The 15595-nt window shown below is 48.8% G+C and carries 16 protein-coding genes and 1 tRNA gene; 11 read left to right on the forward strand and 6 right to left on the reverse strand.

Translation table 11 applies throughout. From position 1 onward, the window contains the following. Nucleotides 1–95: 95 nt before the first annotated feature. Nucleotides 96–1025: a hypothetical protein gene (locus QLH52_RS04135; protein ID WP_319960636.1), complete on the forward strand. Its 930-nt coding sequence runs from the start codon at nucleotides 96–98 to the stop codon at nucleotides 1023–1025. A 683-nt stretch (nucleotides 1026–1708) separates the two neighbouring features. Here QLH52_RS04135 and QLH52_RS04140 read toward each other — a convergent pair. Both QLH52_RS04140 and QLH52_RS04145 read right to left on the reverse strand, forming a co-directional pair. Continuing rightward, a complete protein-coding gene (locus tag QLH52_RS04140) occupies nucleotides 1709–2905 on the reverse strand; it encodes an RtcB family protein (RefSeq protein WP_319960637.1) in 1197 nt (398 codons plus the stop codon). After that, nucleotides 2887–3312, reverse strand: a complete 426-nt coding sequence (locus tag QLH52_RS04145) for a ribosome-binding factor A (protein WP_319960638.1) — start codon at nucleotides 3310–3312, stop codon at nucleotides 2887–2889. The genes QLH52_RS04140 and QLH52_RS04145 overlap by 19 nt, the downstream gene beginning before the upstream one ends. Before the next feature lie 403 nt (nucleotides 3313–3715). On the opposite strand from QLH52_RS04145, the gene QLH52_RS04150 reads away from it, so the two are divergent. Beyond that, nucleotides 3716–4399, forward strand: coding sequence for a penicillin-insensitive murein endopeptidase (locus tag QLH52_RS04150; protein WP_319960639.1), 684 nt, complete (start codon nucleotides 3716–3718; stop codon nucleotides 4397–4399). Nucleotides 4400–4716: 317 nt separating this feature from the next. Here the strand turns inward: QLH52_RS04150 and QLH52_RS04155 are convergent, their stop codons facing one another. After that, nucleotides 4717–5964, reverse strand: coding sequence for a hypothetical protein (locus QLH52_RS04155; RefSeq protein ID WP_319960640.1), 1248 nt, complete (start codon nucleotides 5962–5964; stop codon nucleotides 4717–4719). Nucleotides 5965–6264: 300 nt separating this feature from the next. On the opposite strand from QLH52_RS04155, the gene QLH52_RS04160 reads away from it, so the two are divergent. The 9 genes from QLH52_RS04160 (at nucleotide 6265) to QLH52_RS04200 (ending at nucleotide 12042) form a co-directional block, all read left to right on the forward strand. Beyond that, a complete protein-coding gene (locus QLH52_RS04160) occupies nucleotides 6265–6534 on the forward strand; it encodes a hypothetical protein (protein ID WP_319960641.1) in 270 nt (89 codons plus the stop codon). A 95-nt stretch (nucleotides 6535–6629) separates the two neighbouring features. Beyond that, nucleotides 6630–6980, forward strand: a complete 351-nt coding sequence (locus tag QLH52_RS04165; RefSeq protein ID WP_319960642.1) for a type I restriction endonuclease subunit M — start codon at nucleotides 6630–6632, stop codon at nucleotides 6978–6980. A gap of 76 nt (nucleotides 6981–7056) precedes the next feature. Further along, complete coding sequence (locus tag QLH52_RS04170) at nucleotides 7057–7686, forward strand: hypothetical protein (RefSeq protein WP_319960643.1); 630 nt, start codon at nucleotides 7057–7059, stop codon at nucleotides 7684–7686. A 136-nt stretch (nucleotides 7687–7822) separates the two neighbouring features. Beyond that, entirely contained in the window at nucleotides 7823–8317 is a 495-nt protein-coding gene (locus QLH52_RS04175; protein WP_319960644.1) for a JAB domain-containing protein, read from the forward strand. Further along, nucleotides 8314–8829, forward strand: coding sequence for a hypothetical protein (locus tag QLH52_RS04180; RefSeq protein WP_319960645.1), 516 nt, complete (start codon nucleotides 8314–8316; stop codon nucleotides 8827–8829). Before QLH52_RS04175 ends, QLH52_RS04180 begins: the two co-directional genes overlap by 4 nt. Continuing rightward, nucleotides 8826–9812 (forward strand): tyrosine-type recombinase/integrase, encoded by a 987-nt coding sequence (locus tag QLH52_RS04185; RefSeq protein ID WP_319960646.1) that lies wholly within the window; start codon nucleotides 8826–8828, stop codon nucleotides 9810–9812. Before QLH52_RS04180 ends, QLH52_RS04185 begins: the two co-directional genes overlap by 4 nt. A 242-nt stretch (nucleotides 9813–10054) precedes the next feature. After that, the gene (locus QLH52_RS04190) at nucleotides 10055–10471 is read left to right on the forward strand and encodes a hypothetical protein (RefSeq protein ID WP_319960647.1); all 417 of its coding nucleotides are present in this window, start codon (nucleotides 10055–10057) and stop codon (nucleotides 10469–10471) included. 273 nt (nucleotides 10472–10744) lie between these two features. Continuing rightward, the gene (locus tag QLH52_RS04195; protein WP_319960648.1) at nucleotides 10745–11119 is read left to right on the forward strand and encodes a hypothetical protein; all 375 of its coding nucleotides are present in this window, start codon (nucleotides 10745–10747) and stop codon (nucleotides 11117–11119) included. After that, entirely contained in the window at nucleotides 11119–12042 is a 924-nt protein-coding gene (locus QLH52_RS04200; RefSeq protein WP_319960649.1) for a tyrosine-type recombinase/integrase, read from the forward strand. Before QLH52_RS04195 ends, QLH52_RS04200 begins: the two co-directional genes overlap by 1 nt. 57 nt (nucleotides 12043–12099) lie before the next feature. Here the strand turns inward: QLH52_RS04200 and QLH52_RS04205 are convergent. The 3 genes from QLH52_RS04205 to QLH52_RS04215 all read right to left on the reverse strand — a co-directional run bounded on the left by QLH52_RS04205 (nucleotide 12100) and on the right by QLH52_RS04215 (nucleotide 15542). Then, nucleotides 12100–12175 (reverse strand) — tRNA-Thr (locus QLH52_RS04205). Nucleotides 12176–12248: 73 nt separating this feature from the next. After that, nucleotides 12249–13091, reverse strand: a complete 843-nt coding sequence (locus QLH52_RS04210; protein ID WP_319960650.1) for a sulfite exporter TauE/SafE family protein — start codon at nucleotides 13089–13091, stop codon at nucleotides 12249–12251. Then, entirely contained in the window at nucleotides 13092–15542 is a 2451-nt protein-coding gene (locus QLH52_RS04215) for a heavy metal translocating P-type ATPase (RefSeq protein WP_319960651.1), read from the reverse strand. Between the last annotated feature and the right edge of the window lie 53 nt (nucleotides 15543–15595).

A 15595-nucleotide genomic window follows, 5' to 3' on the forward strand; every position in this document is an offset into this window, starting at 1 on the left:
GCGAAGCACATTCTAAGGACATGCAACTAGGCATACTTTTGGGCTATTAGTTTCAATGAAATGTTAATTTAATTTCAAATATAGGAGAGTTCTTTATGAATATTGCTATTCCTACACAACGTTTAATAATAGACAAGATAGCTTTTACAACACCTATCCCAATGGAAATTAGAACGGATGTACTTACCAATCTAGCTAATTCTGATCTTAGGATGGAATATAGCGTAAGAGTACATAGAAACAATAATGGTAGGTATGCCAATAATTACACCATCCGGGTTGATCCTGATAATACTGTTTCCATTTCAGCTTTTCCGAAGAGAAAAAGCGATAATTTTCTTCGAGTTGAATTCAATCCGGCTAAGTTAGATAAAACTGCCAAGGAAAATCTAAGAAACTATTTGAAAAGAGTGGTTGGGCTGAAGAGGTTGAAGTCAATTTACTTTGAATGCCGAGTGACTAGGTTGGATTTAACGGTTGATATTGATACAGAATATTCGGAAATCTATGCATATAAACCCGGAGCTAAATACTCTGAGATATTCAGAGACGAGGAAGAAGTAATGCTTTCTCAAGTAGTAGGAAGTGAGAAAAGTGACTACCGAGCAACCCTTTATAATAAGTGCGAGGAGCTAGGGGGTGATGACTTGGGTGATGACCTGGATGACGTCTTTGAAACCCGCTTGGAGCTCAGATTGCGTAATCTGGGTTGCTCTATGGCTGAAATAGATGAGGAGCTCATGAGTAAGCTTTATGAGCTTGAATTTTATGATTCCAAGTTGTTGGGTGATCGGCGCTTTTCTTCTATATTCACCCAGACGGTCTATGGCTCGGGCATTAATCTTGCGCTAGACAGTTGTTGCAACTCCAATCAAAGGCGTTGCTATCGACGCTATCTAGCTGATCACTCCTTTGATCTGCTAGACCCGGCGCAACTTGATTTCCAATCCGCTAAACGCCAAGCTTTAAAGTTCTTAATTTCCAAAGGATACCAGCAACGATTCTTGTCCAATAAGGCGGCGTGAGTGTACTGTTAACTATACTGATTGCAATGCCCCGAATGTTTGTTGTTACCTGCAAGATACTTGGCGTTGCGTACCAAACGAGCTACTGCCTATGTCCGCTTGTTTAACGTTACTTTAGATGATGCCGATCTACCTCGGCTTGGCCACTGCCAGTGTAGAGCCATTTGTTTGGATTGAGCCGGTTCCAACGGGGTTTTTCGCTTATACCGACCCTGGTTTCAGAACCAAAAGCTGGCAACGATGTTAGTCGGATCATCCGAACCGCTTTGGGGGTACGCTGATAATTGCATGCCGTACAATTTAGCGCTTAGCTTTACAAGGCAGTAACCCGTAACTGGCAGCGAGTTCTATGGCGCTTATGCTCCACACGGTGCTGCCATTCAAATTTTGACTACTTCGTTTAAGGCCAAAGTCGCTACCGACCCATCAGCGACATTCAAGGCTTTCCATCAAATGGCAGGAGCAAACCAGTAAGCTGCCGTTCATCGCACAGTTAACATGAGTGCGAATTCATTCACATGATGGGCCTTATCAGTCAAATAACATCGATTCTTCAGGTCAAAACCACAATGAAGTAATTTATCGGCATTGCTTGGATAGGATCTTTAATTATCGTGTTACGTAAATATGGAGGGGCAGGCGCTTACGTCAAAAATGTTCGCAATCGCCTGCGCCTGAATTGACTAGCCTTTAATGCACATCACTTGCCGCAACTGATGTACGATTTTGACTAAGTCGTGTTGCTGTGCCATAACCTGTTCAATATCTTTATATGCGGCCGGTATTTCATCGATCACGCCGTTGTCTTTACGACATTCGATGCCCTGTGTTTGATGGGCTAGATCGTCGGCATTGTAACGGCGCTTGGCTTCACTACGACTCATAAGGCGGCCCGCACCGTGCGAGCATGAACAAAACGATTGCTCGTTGCCTTTGCCGCGCACGATGTAAGAGCGTGCCCCCATGCTGCCCGGAATAATCCCTAGCTCACCCTCGCCGGCGCGAATCGCGCCTTTGCGGGTGACCAGGACTTTGGCATCGAAATGCCATTCGTGAGCGACATAGTTGTGATGGCAGTTAATGACTTCCTTGGTGAAGGTTAATTGCGGCCATTTTTTATGCAATACCTCGCCGATTAAACGCAGCATTTCGCGGCGATTGGTCATGGCATAGTCTTGCGCCCAACTCACTGCCAGCAAATAATCGTCGTAGTGTTTTGCGCCTTCGCGAAAATAGGCCAGGTCTTTATCCGGCAAATTCAGCAAATGCTGCCCCATATCTTTTTTGGCCAGATTGATGAAATACTCACCAATTACATTGCCAATACCTCGACTGCCGGAATGCAGCATGATCCATACTTGGTCGCTTTCATCCAAGCACAACTCGATGAAATGATTGCCACCGCCTAGCGTGCCTAACTGACGTATCCAAGTTTGATAGGGCTTGTTTTGCTTGGCATTAACTTTGGGGTGTTTTTCCAAAATTTGATGTAGGCCAACACCCAGCGCGTTAATGGTCGAGCGTTGCGCTTGATCGTTACGGTGCATAGCAAAACCAACCGGCACCGCCGCTTCCAGCGCTAAGCGCAATGAACGCAAGCTGTCTGGCAAATCATTAGCGTTGATCGACAAACGCACAGCGCACATGCCGCAGCCAATATCCACGCCGACTGCTGCCGGTATAATCGCTCCCAGCGTTGGAATTACCGAACCGACCGTTGCGCCTTTGCCGCAATGCACATCGGGCATCACGGCAATATGGCTGTGCACAAAAGGCATGTGCGATAAGTTTAGCAATTGTTGATAGGCTGCCGGCTCGACCTGGTCTGTGTAAATCTTGACCGGCACTTTGCCTTTGGTAATTAGGGTTTGAATAGGCATGTGTCACCTCCTGTGTTGTTGCCAACGTAATAAAAACTGAGAGCAGGGACTTTTTTACGATGCGAGCAGGCTGCTACCACGCCACGCAGTACTGCTTGACTGTGTTTTAATGCCACTAAAATGGATTCGCCATCAGCGTCATTGTTGGTGGAACCGACGCTGACACATAGGCACTGTTTAGCGGCTTCATACCGGACGGCAAGCACCTCAACCCCTAACAAATCGGGGTGCTTACATTCGCCTTCGAGAAATAAACTTAAAGCTCGATGTGCCTGTTTACTCAGTTGTTGGTCTTTACGCGCCTGTTGTTTAACTGGGCCGCGTTGTTCGAAACGAGGCGCTAGACCATCGCCTTCGCGCCATTCTGCGCACAATAATGGTGTGAGGTTGGATTGATGTGTTTTCATAAACTTCCACAAAGCCTATCCGAAGCCAGCAGCCTAACGGCAATAGCAAGCCCTGACCGGAATCGGCCAAAAATTAAAATAAGGGATTAATGCGGAAGCCCGATCCTGATGATCGGAATAATTACCGACCGGTAAAGGATGCGAGGCTCAAGCGCGTTGCAAAATCGAACATACAGCCTCCTTCGGTGGGTTGGTGGGTTAAAGAGATGCGCAGTTTAGTAACCTGGACTACGGATGTCAAAATATTGTGCTGTTTCTGATTGCAGCGATTGGGCTGATATCGCTAACGATGTCAAAATACAACAGGTCAAATTATGGAAACGAAGAAGGGGCTAATGTTTATGCTTAATCAATCCCCCAAGATATACAGGAATCAACTGCCCACGGCTCACAAATTAAAAGCATGTTTCGATCAAGTCTTCTAGCACTTTTGCTATTTTCTGTTGCGGCCAATGCTGCTGAAGAAAGTCGTTGCTTCGGAAGTCAGGACAATGGAGGCCTTGAAAATGGCTGGCAGCTTCCGACTAGTGGAAAGAATTATTCCGCATACAGCAATATTGGTGTCATGACCGGCCGAAATTATGTTCATAGCAAGGTTTACCAGGTCGTTGTTGATGCCTATGCAATGCTTGAAACACAAGCGCCATCAAAGGTTTATGTCTATGGGGAATCTGGTTATAAAGAAGGCGGCAAGTTTAGGCCACATAAAACGCACCAAAACGGTTTGTCTGTGGATTTCTTTGTCCCTGTTGTAGATAGCGAAGGCCTATCCGTGAATCTACCAACTTCTATTTTGAACAAATTAGGTTACAGCATCGAGTTTGTTGGTACAGGTGAATACAATGGCCTAACAATCGATTATGCGGCTATGGCCTTGCATCTCTGGGCTTTGAAAGCTTCCGCAGATAGGAATGGAGTTAAGATCTGGCGTGTCATCTTTGATAACGATCTACAGAAACAACTATTCAAGACTCCAGAAGCGAAAGGCTTGCGTGATGCAATGGAGTTTTCGACTAAGAAACCCTGGGTTAGGCATGATGAACATTATCACGTCGACTTCAGTGTTCCATGCCACCCTCTACGCTAACTTGTCGCTCAAATGGTAGGCTCACGCATAGCTAATCAGTCTGTTAACTATGCGTTAAATGGCTGGTCTGGAGCTTTCACCTGACATTGATTTGAAAAGAGCGACAGTCGGCAAATGGCCGCAAGCTGTCTATTTACCATCATGTTCCTAAATACCTAAAATAGCCAGCCAGTCGGTTCTGAGCAATAGGTTTATATTCCCTCGCATATTATCAACGAGACTGCGCAAACGATACACTCGTGGCTCCAGTAGCCATTCGATTCAGTCTGTGAGCGGATGCAATTTTCCAAATTGACTGATTTTCTGGATAGATAGGCCTACTTTTTAATAACTTGATTTTCATTTAAAATACAACTCCAGAATTGATCATCGCGATTAGTTTTATTAGGCTCCAAGTTATTAAGTATATCTGTTAAGTTTATTTTTTGATTTATATCGCTTTCAGCGCCTTTTATTTGTTTGTCTCGCGCAATGATGGCTTCAATTAATTTCTTTCCCAGTGACTCCCAATGATCTGTATCCGCATTGATAAAAGCCTGGTATTGTTCTTTAGATTTTTCCTTTTGCTTTTTTCCTGGCCTGCCCTTTAATTTTAAATTTGTCGGACACACTCTGTTCAACCAGTCGATTATTAACTCTATTTTACGTTCCTTGAGTTCATGCCATTCCGCTTTACGGTGTTTATAGTATTCTAATTTCTCATCATAGCCTCCCTCGTCATCTTCAAACTTGCAATCCCTAATTAAAAAAAATACTGCATACTCACACAAATCTTTTGGATATATATCTGGATAGCGTTGCCAGATCATTCTTCCTAAATATGCAGTAGCGGCCATACGATAGTTATCGATTTCATATGCTTTTTTTCTTGGTATTGACAGTTGAGAAATCTCTTCCTGTAAACAGTTTTCCTCTTCTTGTTCTTGTTCTTGTTCTTGTTCCGGTACCGGTACCAGTTCCAGTTCCAGTTCCAGTTCCGGTTCCGGTTCCGGTTCCAGGTCCTGTTCTCGATATCTGTTATACATTGAAACCTTGGGAATCGAACGAATTAATTTCGCTGCAAAATCTCGAGTCATAACAATATTTCTGATATTATCTAGCGCAATAGTAATTTCATCATCCTCGACTATTTCACAAATATCTACGTATATTGGATCATAGTCGGTTTCGCTAGAAAAAACTGGCCAAAGATTATATCTAAGAATATCTTTTTTACTTGGGTATCTAAAACTTTTTAGCAGTGAAGCCCCCCTTTTCGTCAGGTCAATTAAACATCTATTGGATACAGGTAGGTATCCGCTGACTCTGATCCAACCAATGATATTATTACCCTCTAATTCCTTATACCGTAACCTTATATTGATTGGCTTTACGTTATAGTAAAACACGTAGGACTCTAGTGATTGAGTAGGCTCATTTAAACAAACTATATTCCTTGACACTATTTCATCGATTTCTAGCAATCTTTGACTTCTTTTGTTTATCAAGTTTTGAATAGTTTCGAAACCTACCAATTCGTTATTCGTCGAGATTTTTTTTTGTTTCTTGTTTTTAATAGTCGTCATTAATCATACTCTTACTAATTGTTCAAACCTGAAAAACTACCAGCTGATTTTAGTACGATTTACGGATGCAGCCGCAGAAAGCTTAGGTTGGGATAAGTCATTGAATATGTTATACTATATCAACAGCGATCCATTTGTTTCGGTCGCTGTTCACACCCTCCGCCCCTCGACGCTTCCATAACATGACTACTATTTTTCATCGGGTTTGATCATCCGCTGCGCGTTCGTGCGCCTGTCGTTTTGTGTGGGTTAGTCTGAGGTCCGGCGGGATTTTTTTTACTTCATAACAGGAGACATCTGATGTCAATTACCACCCTTGATCATGTCAGTCCGTCGCTACAGGTGTTAGCCGACGGTTTAAAAACCGCTTGCCGGGACTACACGCAGACAGTGCAACAGCCCGCGTCTTATGCACTTACCTTGGAACTGGGCCATACCGTGCGCTATTTAGCCCGCTGTGTCACGCTGGTGTTATGTGCGGCACTGGGTGAGCACGATCCGGATTTAGACGAGTTGGACAATCTGAGTCTGACTGACCTCAGCGGTGAAGACGATGACGAACAGGAATAGGTGCAATCGCATCGGCCAAATGGCGTTCTTGGCCTTGATGCGGCTTACTTTAAGAGTTAGCCTGTTTTTTCGGTTCGCCTTCGGAGGACTCGGTCATGTCCAGTGATGCCGAGCACGAAGGCACTGTAGTCCAACCGTGTCTGCCGCAGCCGCGATTCGAGTCTGGGGAGTTAGTGGCGACGCCGGGTGCTTTGGATGTACTGGAACGCTTAGGCATAAGCCCGTTCGATTTACTGCGCCGTCATGTTCGCGGCGATTGGGGCGATGTCTGTGCCGAGGATGCCAAGGCCAATGAGGACGCCTTACGCAGCGGCTCACGACTACTGTCAGCCTATTACATTCCCACCCCAGCAGCGAATAGCCCTGCAACGGGGTCAGTCAAGCTCTGGTTGATAAGCGAGGCAGACCGTAGCGTGACCACCATTCTGTTGCCCGAGGAGTATTGAACAACATCTGGCTGTTCGTTTTCACTTCCTATTTTTAAATACTGATTGATTTCGTTAATACTTTGGAGAACTTCTCATGACGCAAAAAACTACCCAACCCGCATTAGATTCTAATACCCCCGCTAAAACCGCTGCTGAGACTGGCCCAACCGATAGTGCAAGTACAGGTACGGCGACTGCGAAAGGCGCGACGACCACTGCCGGTAAAACTGCGTCGGTCAAACCTGCGAAAAATCAACCGTTGGCAGAGCAAGTCAAGGCGTCGGCTGTGGCTGGCGATGACCTCACTAGCCAAGATAACGACGCTGGCGTTGGCGTTGGTGCTGGCACGGATGCTGATGCTAATGGTGACGGTGATACTGAGAGTGGTACCGATAATGGTGTCCTTGACGGTGATGGTGATGGTGATACTGATCAGGCTGAAGTTGACGGTGCGGGTGTTAGTGCCCATGCAACGATTGCCGCAGATGCCGATGCAGATGCCAACATTGGCCGCACACGTGCACCGGTAGGCAAAAGCACCGGCAAAACCGCTGACCTTAAGGGTGAGCTTTCGCCGGAAATCGTGGAACTGGTGACGGAGTTGCGCGATACGGTCAAGCAACTTGCCCCGAATCGGCATACGCCTAAGACCTTGAAACGGGCTTTGTCTAATGTCGCCGCGATTCTGCAGGACATCGACAGCCTCTATCAACAGGCCGAATAACCGCTATTCGCCGTGACAAGCGCTTGTCAGTTTTACTAGTTCTGAACTGACGAATTTTTTCTTACCCTCGACGTGACTTTTCCGAATGGGCTTCACCGCTCAGGCTAAGTCACGCCTGTTGATCGGAGAACACATCATGAATAACCCTTTTCAAGTACACGAACTGCCTGGCCATTTTCTGATACTACGACCCGTTACCGAAGCGGAAATAGTGGCGATGGCCAAGCATTTAATCGCGCAGCAGTTCATCCGTGGTCAGGCCTTAACCTCCCCTGACGATGCGCGCGAGTTTCTAATGCTGGAATTAGCCCACTTAGAGCATGAGGTGTTCTATTGCATTTTCCTCGATAACCAACACCGCATTATTGAGGCTGAGGCCTGTTTCCAGGGCACGATAGATTGTGCCAATGTCTACCCGCGTGAACTGGTGAAACGGACCTTGCAATTGAATGCCCGCGCGGTGATTTTGGCGCATAACCATCCCTCGGGATTAGCGGAACCCAGCGAAGCCGACCGTGCGATTACGCGTAAGTTAATCGATGCCCTCAATCTGGTCGAGGTCCGCGTGCTGGACCATTTCATTATTGCCGGCATCGAGCAATTTTCCTTTGCCGAAAGAGGCTTGTTATGAGCGGGAATGCACTATTGGCCGACAGAAAGTTTCGCAGTGTGGTGTTGACCCACTTGACCTGTATCCGCTTGCCATGGATCGGCGTGAACACCCGTGTTGGTAACAGCCGTGCCGGCAACCCTGAACCAGTCGCCAATTGGCGCCAAACCTTACCCGTAAACCCACGATGGGGCTTACGGCGTCTGTTGCCGTCATACCTTCGGAAAGCTACACATCATTTAGGCATGTTAATGTGCATTAACATGCCCATGCGGGCATTTATGATCACGGATGTAGCGATGAATGCGGACATTAGCGACGTGAGCGACATGGCTGTTGCGGACCGGATCGACTTCACTAACATCGGTGTCGTTGATGTCCTTATCAACATCTGTTGTGTCGTCGATTTTCTTGGTACCGTTGCGCCCTTTTTTGCCCCTGATGTCCTCAGTGATGTTGATGCCCTTAATGTCATCAACGACATCAATGTGATTCATCGAGGCGCGGTAGATCACGAGGAGGCTGCGGCATGACCAACGACTCGTCATTACCCCTGACACATGATCATGCAGTCTCCAGTCGTGTCGCGCTGATGGTGTATCTCGATAATCTGGCACCCAGCGGGCGACGTTCGATGCGGTCCTTGTTACAACGCGCGGGTGGATTGCTGACTTGGTCAGGGACGGTGGAGGACATGCCCTGGCTGTCGTTACGTTTTCAGCAGCTGATGCAGTTACGGTCGGCGCTACGCCAAGCAGAGTTGTCGATCAATACCGTGAATACCTGCCTGGCGGCGATACGCGGGGTGTTGAAAGCCGGCTTTCTGCTGGGCCACTATCCGGCGGAGGACTGGCAACGGATTCAGGCGCTAAACAGTGTGCGCGGTAAAGTGTTGCCAGCCGGTCGCCAGTTGGCGACACGGGAAGTCCACCGGCTATTAGCTATTTGTGAACAAGACAAAGCCGCTCTGCTCGGCCAACGCGATGCGGCGATCCTGGCCTTGTTGGTGTTTGCCGGCCTGCGGCGCAGTGAAGTCGCTAGTCTCCGTGTCAACGATTATACGCCCCGCAACGGCTTGCTGCTAATTCGTGAAGGTAAAGGTCAGAAGCCGCGTGAATTGCAGTTGCCTGCCCAGGCCAGGCAGGCTTTAAAGCGCTGGTTGCATCAACGCGGCTGTGTGCCGGGGCCGTTGTTTTGCCAATTGGCGAAAACCCAGCGCAGTTCTGATCAAGATCCTATCCAGCGAAACCGAAGCCGTCAGGGTTGTTTACCGACCGAGCCGATCAACGCCCACCAAGTGTATGCGCTGCTCAGGCGGCGTTGTCGGCAGGCGAAGCTGAAGCCTTGCACACCACACGATTTACGTCGCACGTTTATCAGCAAGCTGTTGGAACAAGGCGTGGACTTTAACACCACCCGGCAATTGGCCGGCCATGAGCACATGCAAACCACGGCCTTGTATGATCGCCGCACAGTGAAAACGCAACGACAAGCCATGGCGAATTTTCGGTTGTGACCCAGCTGGGCGATGGCGGCGTTTCAGTTGTAACAAGCGACCAGCACGAAAACTAATAGCACGTTTCAACACGCTAGCAGCAAATTGCTAACAGCACACTGCTGATGTGCACGCTGTCAATCAACGTCATTCAGAAACTGTAAATCAATCAACGACACCGGCAGCCGCGCCCAATTTGGGCGGGATGCTGTGCACGTTTAATTCACACCACCAAGTTATCCACTTTATCCGGAGGATTATTTATGCCTGTACAAATTGAACACATCGATGCCATTGCCCGCCAAAAACAACGGGCGGTGTTGTATCTGGAATTTCATCCGCAATCGGCCTTCGCAGACTCGTCTGTTTACGATTATGAAGCCGATAACAAACGCCAAGCATTTTTAGGCTGGCTGCAACAACACGGCATCGCCTGGCAGCCTAGCGCGCCGATAGCCTCAGGTTGTGGTTTCGGCGCCTATCTCGGCCAGATCTATATCGATTTGCCGATGGACGATGACGATCCACTGTATTGCCGTTTACGTGATCACTTGGAATATCCCGATGGTTCGATGCGCGATCCTAACCAACGTTTTTTCTATCTGCCGTTGGACATCGCTATGCGGAATGCTCATCACGACGAGCCGGGATTTTGGGACACATGGGCCAAGGATTTTTAGTCACGTTGCAGGTCATGCCGTCGCGATTTTTCCGACAAAGTTCATGCAGAAAACCATTTTGCAAAGATAACAAAGTGAGCAATACCGATGCCGTTTTTTCAAATTATTTTTTAACCAAAAAGGACACCCAAAAATAACGATTACTACGCAGTGAAAAATGCGCGAATTTTTTTGCAAAAAAACACACTGCAAAAAACACCGCAAAAACGCGGGAAAAACCGCGATTTTCAAAACTGTAAATGAGTTGCACCTCAACAAACCGTGGTGCCAATCATGTCCGAACAAACCCATTCACAACTGCCATTTGTACCGAGATTTATCCGCATTCGCGATGCGCCGTTTTATCTCGGCATGGACAAAAACCGCTTTAACGCAGAGGTCAGACCGGCGCTCACCGAAATCAAAATCGGTACGCAAGGTATTGCCTTTGATCGCAACGAACTTGATGCCTGGGCCGACGATTACGTGCGTCGTGTCGGTACGCCGGGTAACCAAAAACTGGAGAAAGAAACATGGCAAAGAAAATCCCTGGCCTCGTCAAACGGGGCGACTGCTGGCACATCGACAAAGTCATCAAAGGCAAACGCATTTGCGAAAGCACTGGCACAGGCGACCTCGAAGAAGCCCAAAGGTATCTCGCCCGCATAATGGAAAGGCATCGTCAAGCCACTGTGTATGGTGTGCGGCCTAAACGCATTTTTCAGGAAGCCGCGACAAAATATCTAATGGAGTCGCAGAAGGCGAGTCTTAAGGATGCTGCCTTGCATCTCAAATTGTTGGATGACTATATTGGCGAATTGGCCTTGGAATCGATCCACATGGGCACCTTGCAAGCCTACATTCAAGATCGCAAAGCACAGGGCGTTAAAAACCGCACCATCAACTATGCCTTGCAATCGGTTCGGCACATCCTGAATCTGGCGGCTATGGAATGGATAGACGAATTTGGGCTGACCTGGTTAGCGACCGCGCCTAAAATAAAGTTGTTGCCGCAACTGGATGCGCGTAAGCCAAGTCCATTAAGTTGGGAGCAACAGGAAAGGTTGTTTGGCGAATTACCCGAGCACTTGGCTAAGATGGCTTTGTTCAAGGTCAACACCGGCTGCCGGGAACAGGAAGTGTGCTCCTTGCGCTGGGAATGGGAGGAGTTTATCCCCCAGTTGAACGCCAGTGTGTTTACCATTCCAGCGCATGCTGTCAAAAACCGCATGCCGCGGGTAGTCGTCTTAAATAGCGTGGCAAGAAGTGTTATCGAACAAGTGCGCGGACAGCACCCTGAATATGTGTTTACTTACAAAGGTCATCGCGTCGGGACGATGAATAACTCGGGCTGGCAAAAGGCACGGAAACGCGTGGGTTTGCAACAGGTCAGAATTCACGACCTAAAGCACACCTTCGGGCGACGTTTAAGGGCGGCGAATGTATCGTTTGAAGACCGGCAGGATTTGTTGGGTCATAAATCCAGCCGTATCACCGATCACTATTCGTCGGCAGAACTAGCCAACTTGATCGCGGCGGCGGAAAAAGTCTGCATAACCAAGTCACGCAAAATTCACGCAACGGAAAATTAAAGGCAATAAAAAAGGGAATCAATGATGTTGTATGTCATTGATTCCCTTAATTAAATATGGAGCTGGCGATGGGACTCGAACCCGCGACCGGCTGATTACAAATCAGCTGCTCTACCAACTGAGCTACACCAGCAATTCATTCGCACATTATACCTGTAATTTCGAACTTTTCCAGCACTAAGTTCGGTCAACTCGCCGAATTGCAATCACACACCTTGAATACTGCTCAGCATGCTGCCGATGTAATTGAGGGTTTCGTGCAGAAAAACAATTAATTCATCGAGTTTATCCTGCACAAACATCAGAAAATGACTGTGGTTGAAGTTTTGATCTTTGTAAAAACTCAAACCGTTGTTAATGGTATTGGCCCCCATCAACAACATGATGAACGCCGCCGCCTTCAGCATTAAACCGCGTAATTTCACACTCATTTTGCCGAAGGCGACGCTGATAAACAGCATCATCGGTAAAGTCCCTGCACCAAATGCCAACATCAACGCGCCCCCCTCAAGCAAGGTAGCAGCCGTGGTGGCTTTCACAGCCATCGCAAACGTCAACATACAGGGCATCAAACCATTCAAGAGACCCGCGATAACCGAACCTAGCAGCGGCCCTTTTTGATTCGCCGCAGCATAGCCTTTGCGTAACACTTGCATGGGAATCAAGCGTATCGAGCCTTGCCAAGGTATCCAGCCCAATACGCCCAGCGCCAGCACAATGACGACCGCGCCCATCAACATTTGTAAGATACTTTGGATTTTGCCGAACAAGCCGCTGGATACCAGCACTACGCCCAAAGAAGCAGCCAATACGCCGATCAGGGTATACACGGAAATGCGAGCGGCTTGATAGGCAATATAAGGTAGATAGCTGCGGGTTTTCCCAGCCCGCATGAAGTAACCGGATACTAGCGCCCCGCACATCCCCAGGCAGTGCCCACTACCCAAGAATCCGGCAACGAACGCCAGGGAGTAATCGAATCCCGTGGCCGCAGCCATTTCGGTCATGCCGTGCATGGCATGATCCATACCTTCCATATTGTGTTCCATTTATTTGTTCAATCGAAGTGAATTGACGATGACAGACACCGAGCTCAAGGCCATCGCCGCTGACGCGATCATCGGATTGAGCTTGCCCAACGCCGCCACCGGAATCGCTATGGTGTTGTAACCGAACGCCCAGAATAGATTTTGTTTGATAACGCGGATGGTAAATGCGCTAAGTTCGATAGTGGCGGTGACCTTGCCTATATCACCTTGCACCAGCGTCAGATCCGCTGATTCGATGGCAATGTCCGTACCGCTGCCAACTGCAAAGCCAACATTGGCCGCCGCCAGCGCCGGCGCATCATTGATGCCATCGCCTATCATGCCGACGTTGTGCCCTTCATCCTGCAACTGGCGAATGATTTGCAGCTTTTGCTCGGGCTTGGCATTAGCGACCACATCAACTATGCCGACCGTATCCGCGATGCAATAAGCGGTTCTTTCAGTGTCACCAGTGACCATCATGGTTTTAATACCCAAGTCGTGCAGCCGCGCAATTGCGGCTGCGGCTTCCGGGCGCGGATTGTCGGCAATCGCAAATATGGCCGCTTCCTTGCCGTTGATCGCCATATAAACTGGAGTTTGCCCTTGATCAGCAAAATTATCGGCCTGCTCCACTAATCGACTCACGTCAACTTGCTGATTCTCCAGCCAAGCCCGGTTACCCAGCAATAATTTATAACCGTCCACCTCGGCGCGAATACCGTGACCGGTTTCGCTATAAAAATAGGCGCAATCCTGTAACTCGACACCCGCGTCGCGGGCATAGGCCACCACGGCTTTGCCGAGAAAATGCTCGGAGTTGTTTTCGGCGGATGCCGCCAACATGATTACCTTGTTTTCAGCCAGACGAGATAATTTATAGACCTTGCTTACCCGGGGTTTGCCCTCGGTGATGGTGCCGGTCTTATCGAAAACAATGGCGTTCAGTTTACTGGCAATTTCCAGACTTTCGCCGTTGCGGATATACACGCCCTGCTTGGCTGCTTGGCCGGTACCGACCATGATTGCCGCCGGCGTCGCCAAGCCCAACGCGCAAGGACAAGCGATCAACAAAACAGTGATGGCATTGCCGAAAGCAAACGCGAACGGCGCGCCGGCCAGCAGCCAACCCACCAACGTCGCACCGGAAATAGCCATCACTGCCGGGACGAATACCGCGGAAATTTTATCGACCTGTTTCTGAATCGGCAGCTTCGCGGCCTGGGCTTGATCGACCATATGCACGATGCCCGCCAGCACCGTATCCATGCCTATCGCCGTGGCCTTGATATGCAACACGCCGTTGCCGTTGACACAACCGCCAATTACCGCATGACCGACGCTCTTCACCACCGGCATACTTTCGCCGGTGATCATTGCCTCATCAACCGTAGAAAGACCGGATACCACCACGCCGTCGGTGGGAATTTTTTCACCCGGCCTGACCAGCATCACATCGTCGATCTTAATTTCGTCTACATCGATGCTGCGCTCGCTGCCGTCATCTGCCAGTAAAGTCGCGGTTTGCGGTTGCAAATCCACCAATTTCCGGATCGCTTCCCCGGCTTTGCCTCTGGCCCGCTCCTCCAGATAACGCCCCAGCAGCACAAAAGTGATGATGGCTGCGGCTGCTTCGAAATACACATGCCCGCGCCGCCTGAACAGGGACGGAATACTGTAGCCGTAAGCGGAACCCACGCCCAGCGCGATCAAGCTATCCATGTTGGCCGCGCGTTGTTTGGCCAGCCGATACGCCTTGCTGAAAAACTGGCTACCGGTGCCGAATACGACTTGCGTGGTCAGCGCAAACTGCAACCAATGCATCCAGGTTCGGCCGCCCATCATCATGGCTATCGTCACCACGGGTGTGGTTAACAGCCCTGCCCATACAAATCGACGCCGGGCCACGTCAATTCGTTGCAACTCCTTTTCGATAAGCTTCTTCCGCTGCGACAGCGTATCGATGGGCATGGCGCTATATCCCAGTTTTTCGATTTTATCGATCACCTCGGCTTTGCTAATCTGGCCCTGCACCGTCACGGTTTCGGTGGCAAAATTGACGCCGGCTTTTTTAACCCGTTCGTCGCGGTTCAAGACCATTTCGATCAACAGCGCGCAGGATGCGCAACTCATGCCTTGCACGGCCAAATCAACTTCTTGCAACGGCCCGTCGAATGCTTTTTTCTTGTCTTTTTTTAACTCAGTCTGCTTTAACGCGATATTGCCCAACACCGCGTCCAACATGATCAGCAAGTTTTTTGCCGGCAAACGGCTGGAATCGAATTCGATAACTACCGAACCAATTTCAAACACCGAGCGCACACTTTTAATTTCCGGGCGCTTTTTCAGCAGGATTTCCAGGATATAGCCACGCTCCGGGTCGTTAAGCAACACCGGCGTAATGATCCGAAGCCGATTTTTTAGCTGATGTCGAACGGAAAAATGCACGTAATTTAGAGTATCGGTTTCCATGGGCGACTGAGGATTTGATGGGCTAGCGAGCCAACCCTATGGAAATCATAGGA

This window comes from Methylomonas defluvii (assembly GCF_033949435.1).
Classification (GTDB): domain Bacteria; phylum Pseudomonadota; class Gammaproteobacteria; order Methylococcales; family Methylomonadaceae; genus Methylomonas; species Methylomonas defluvii.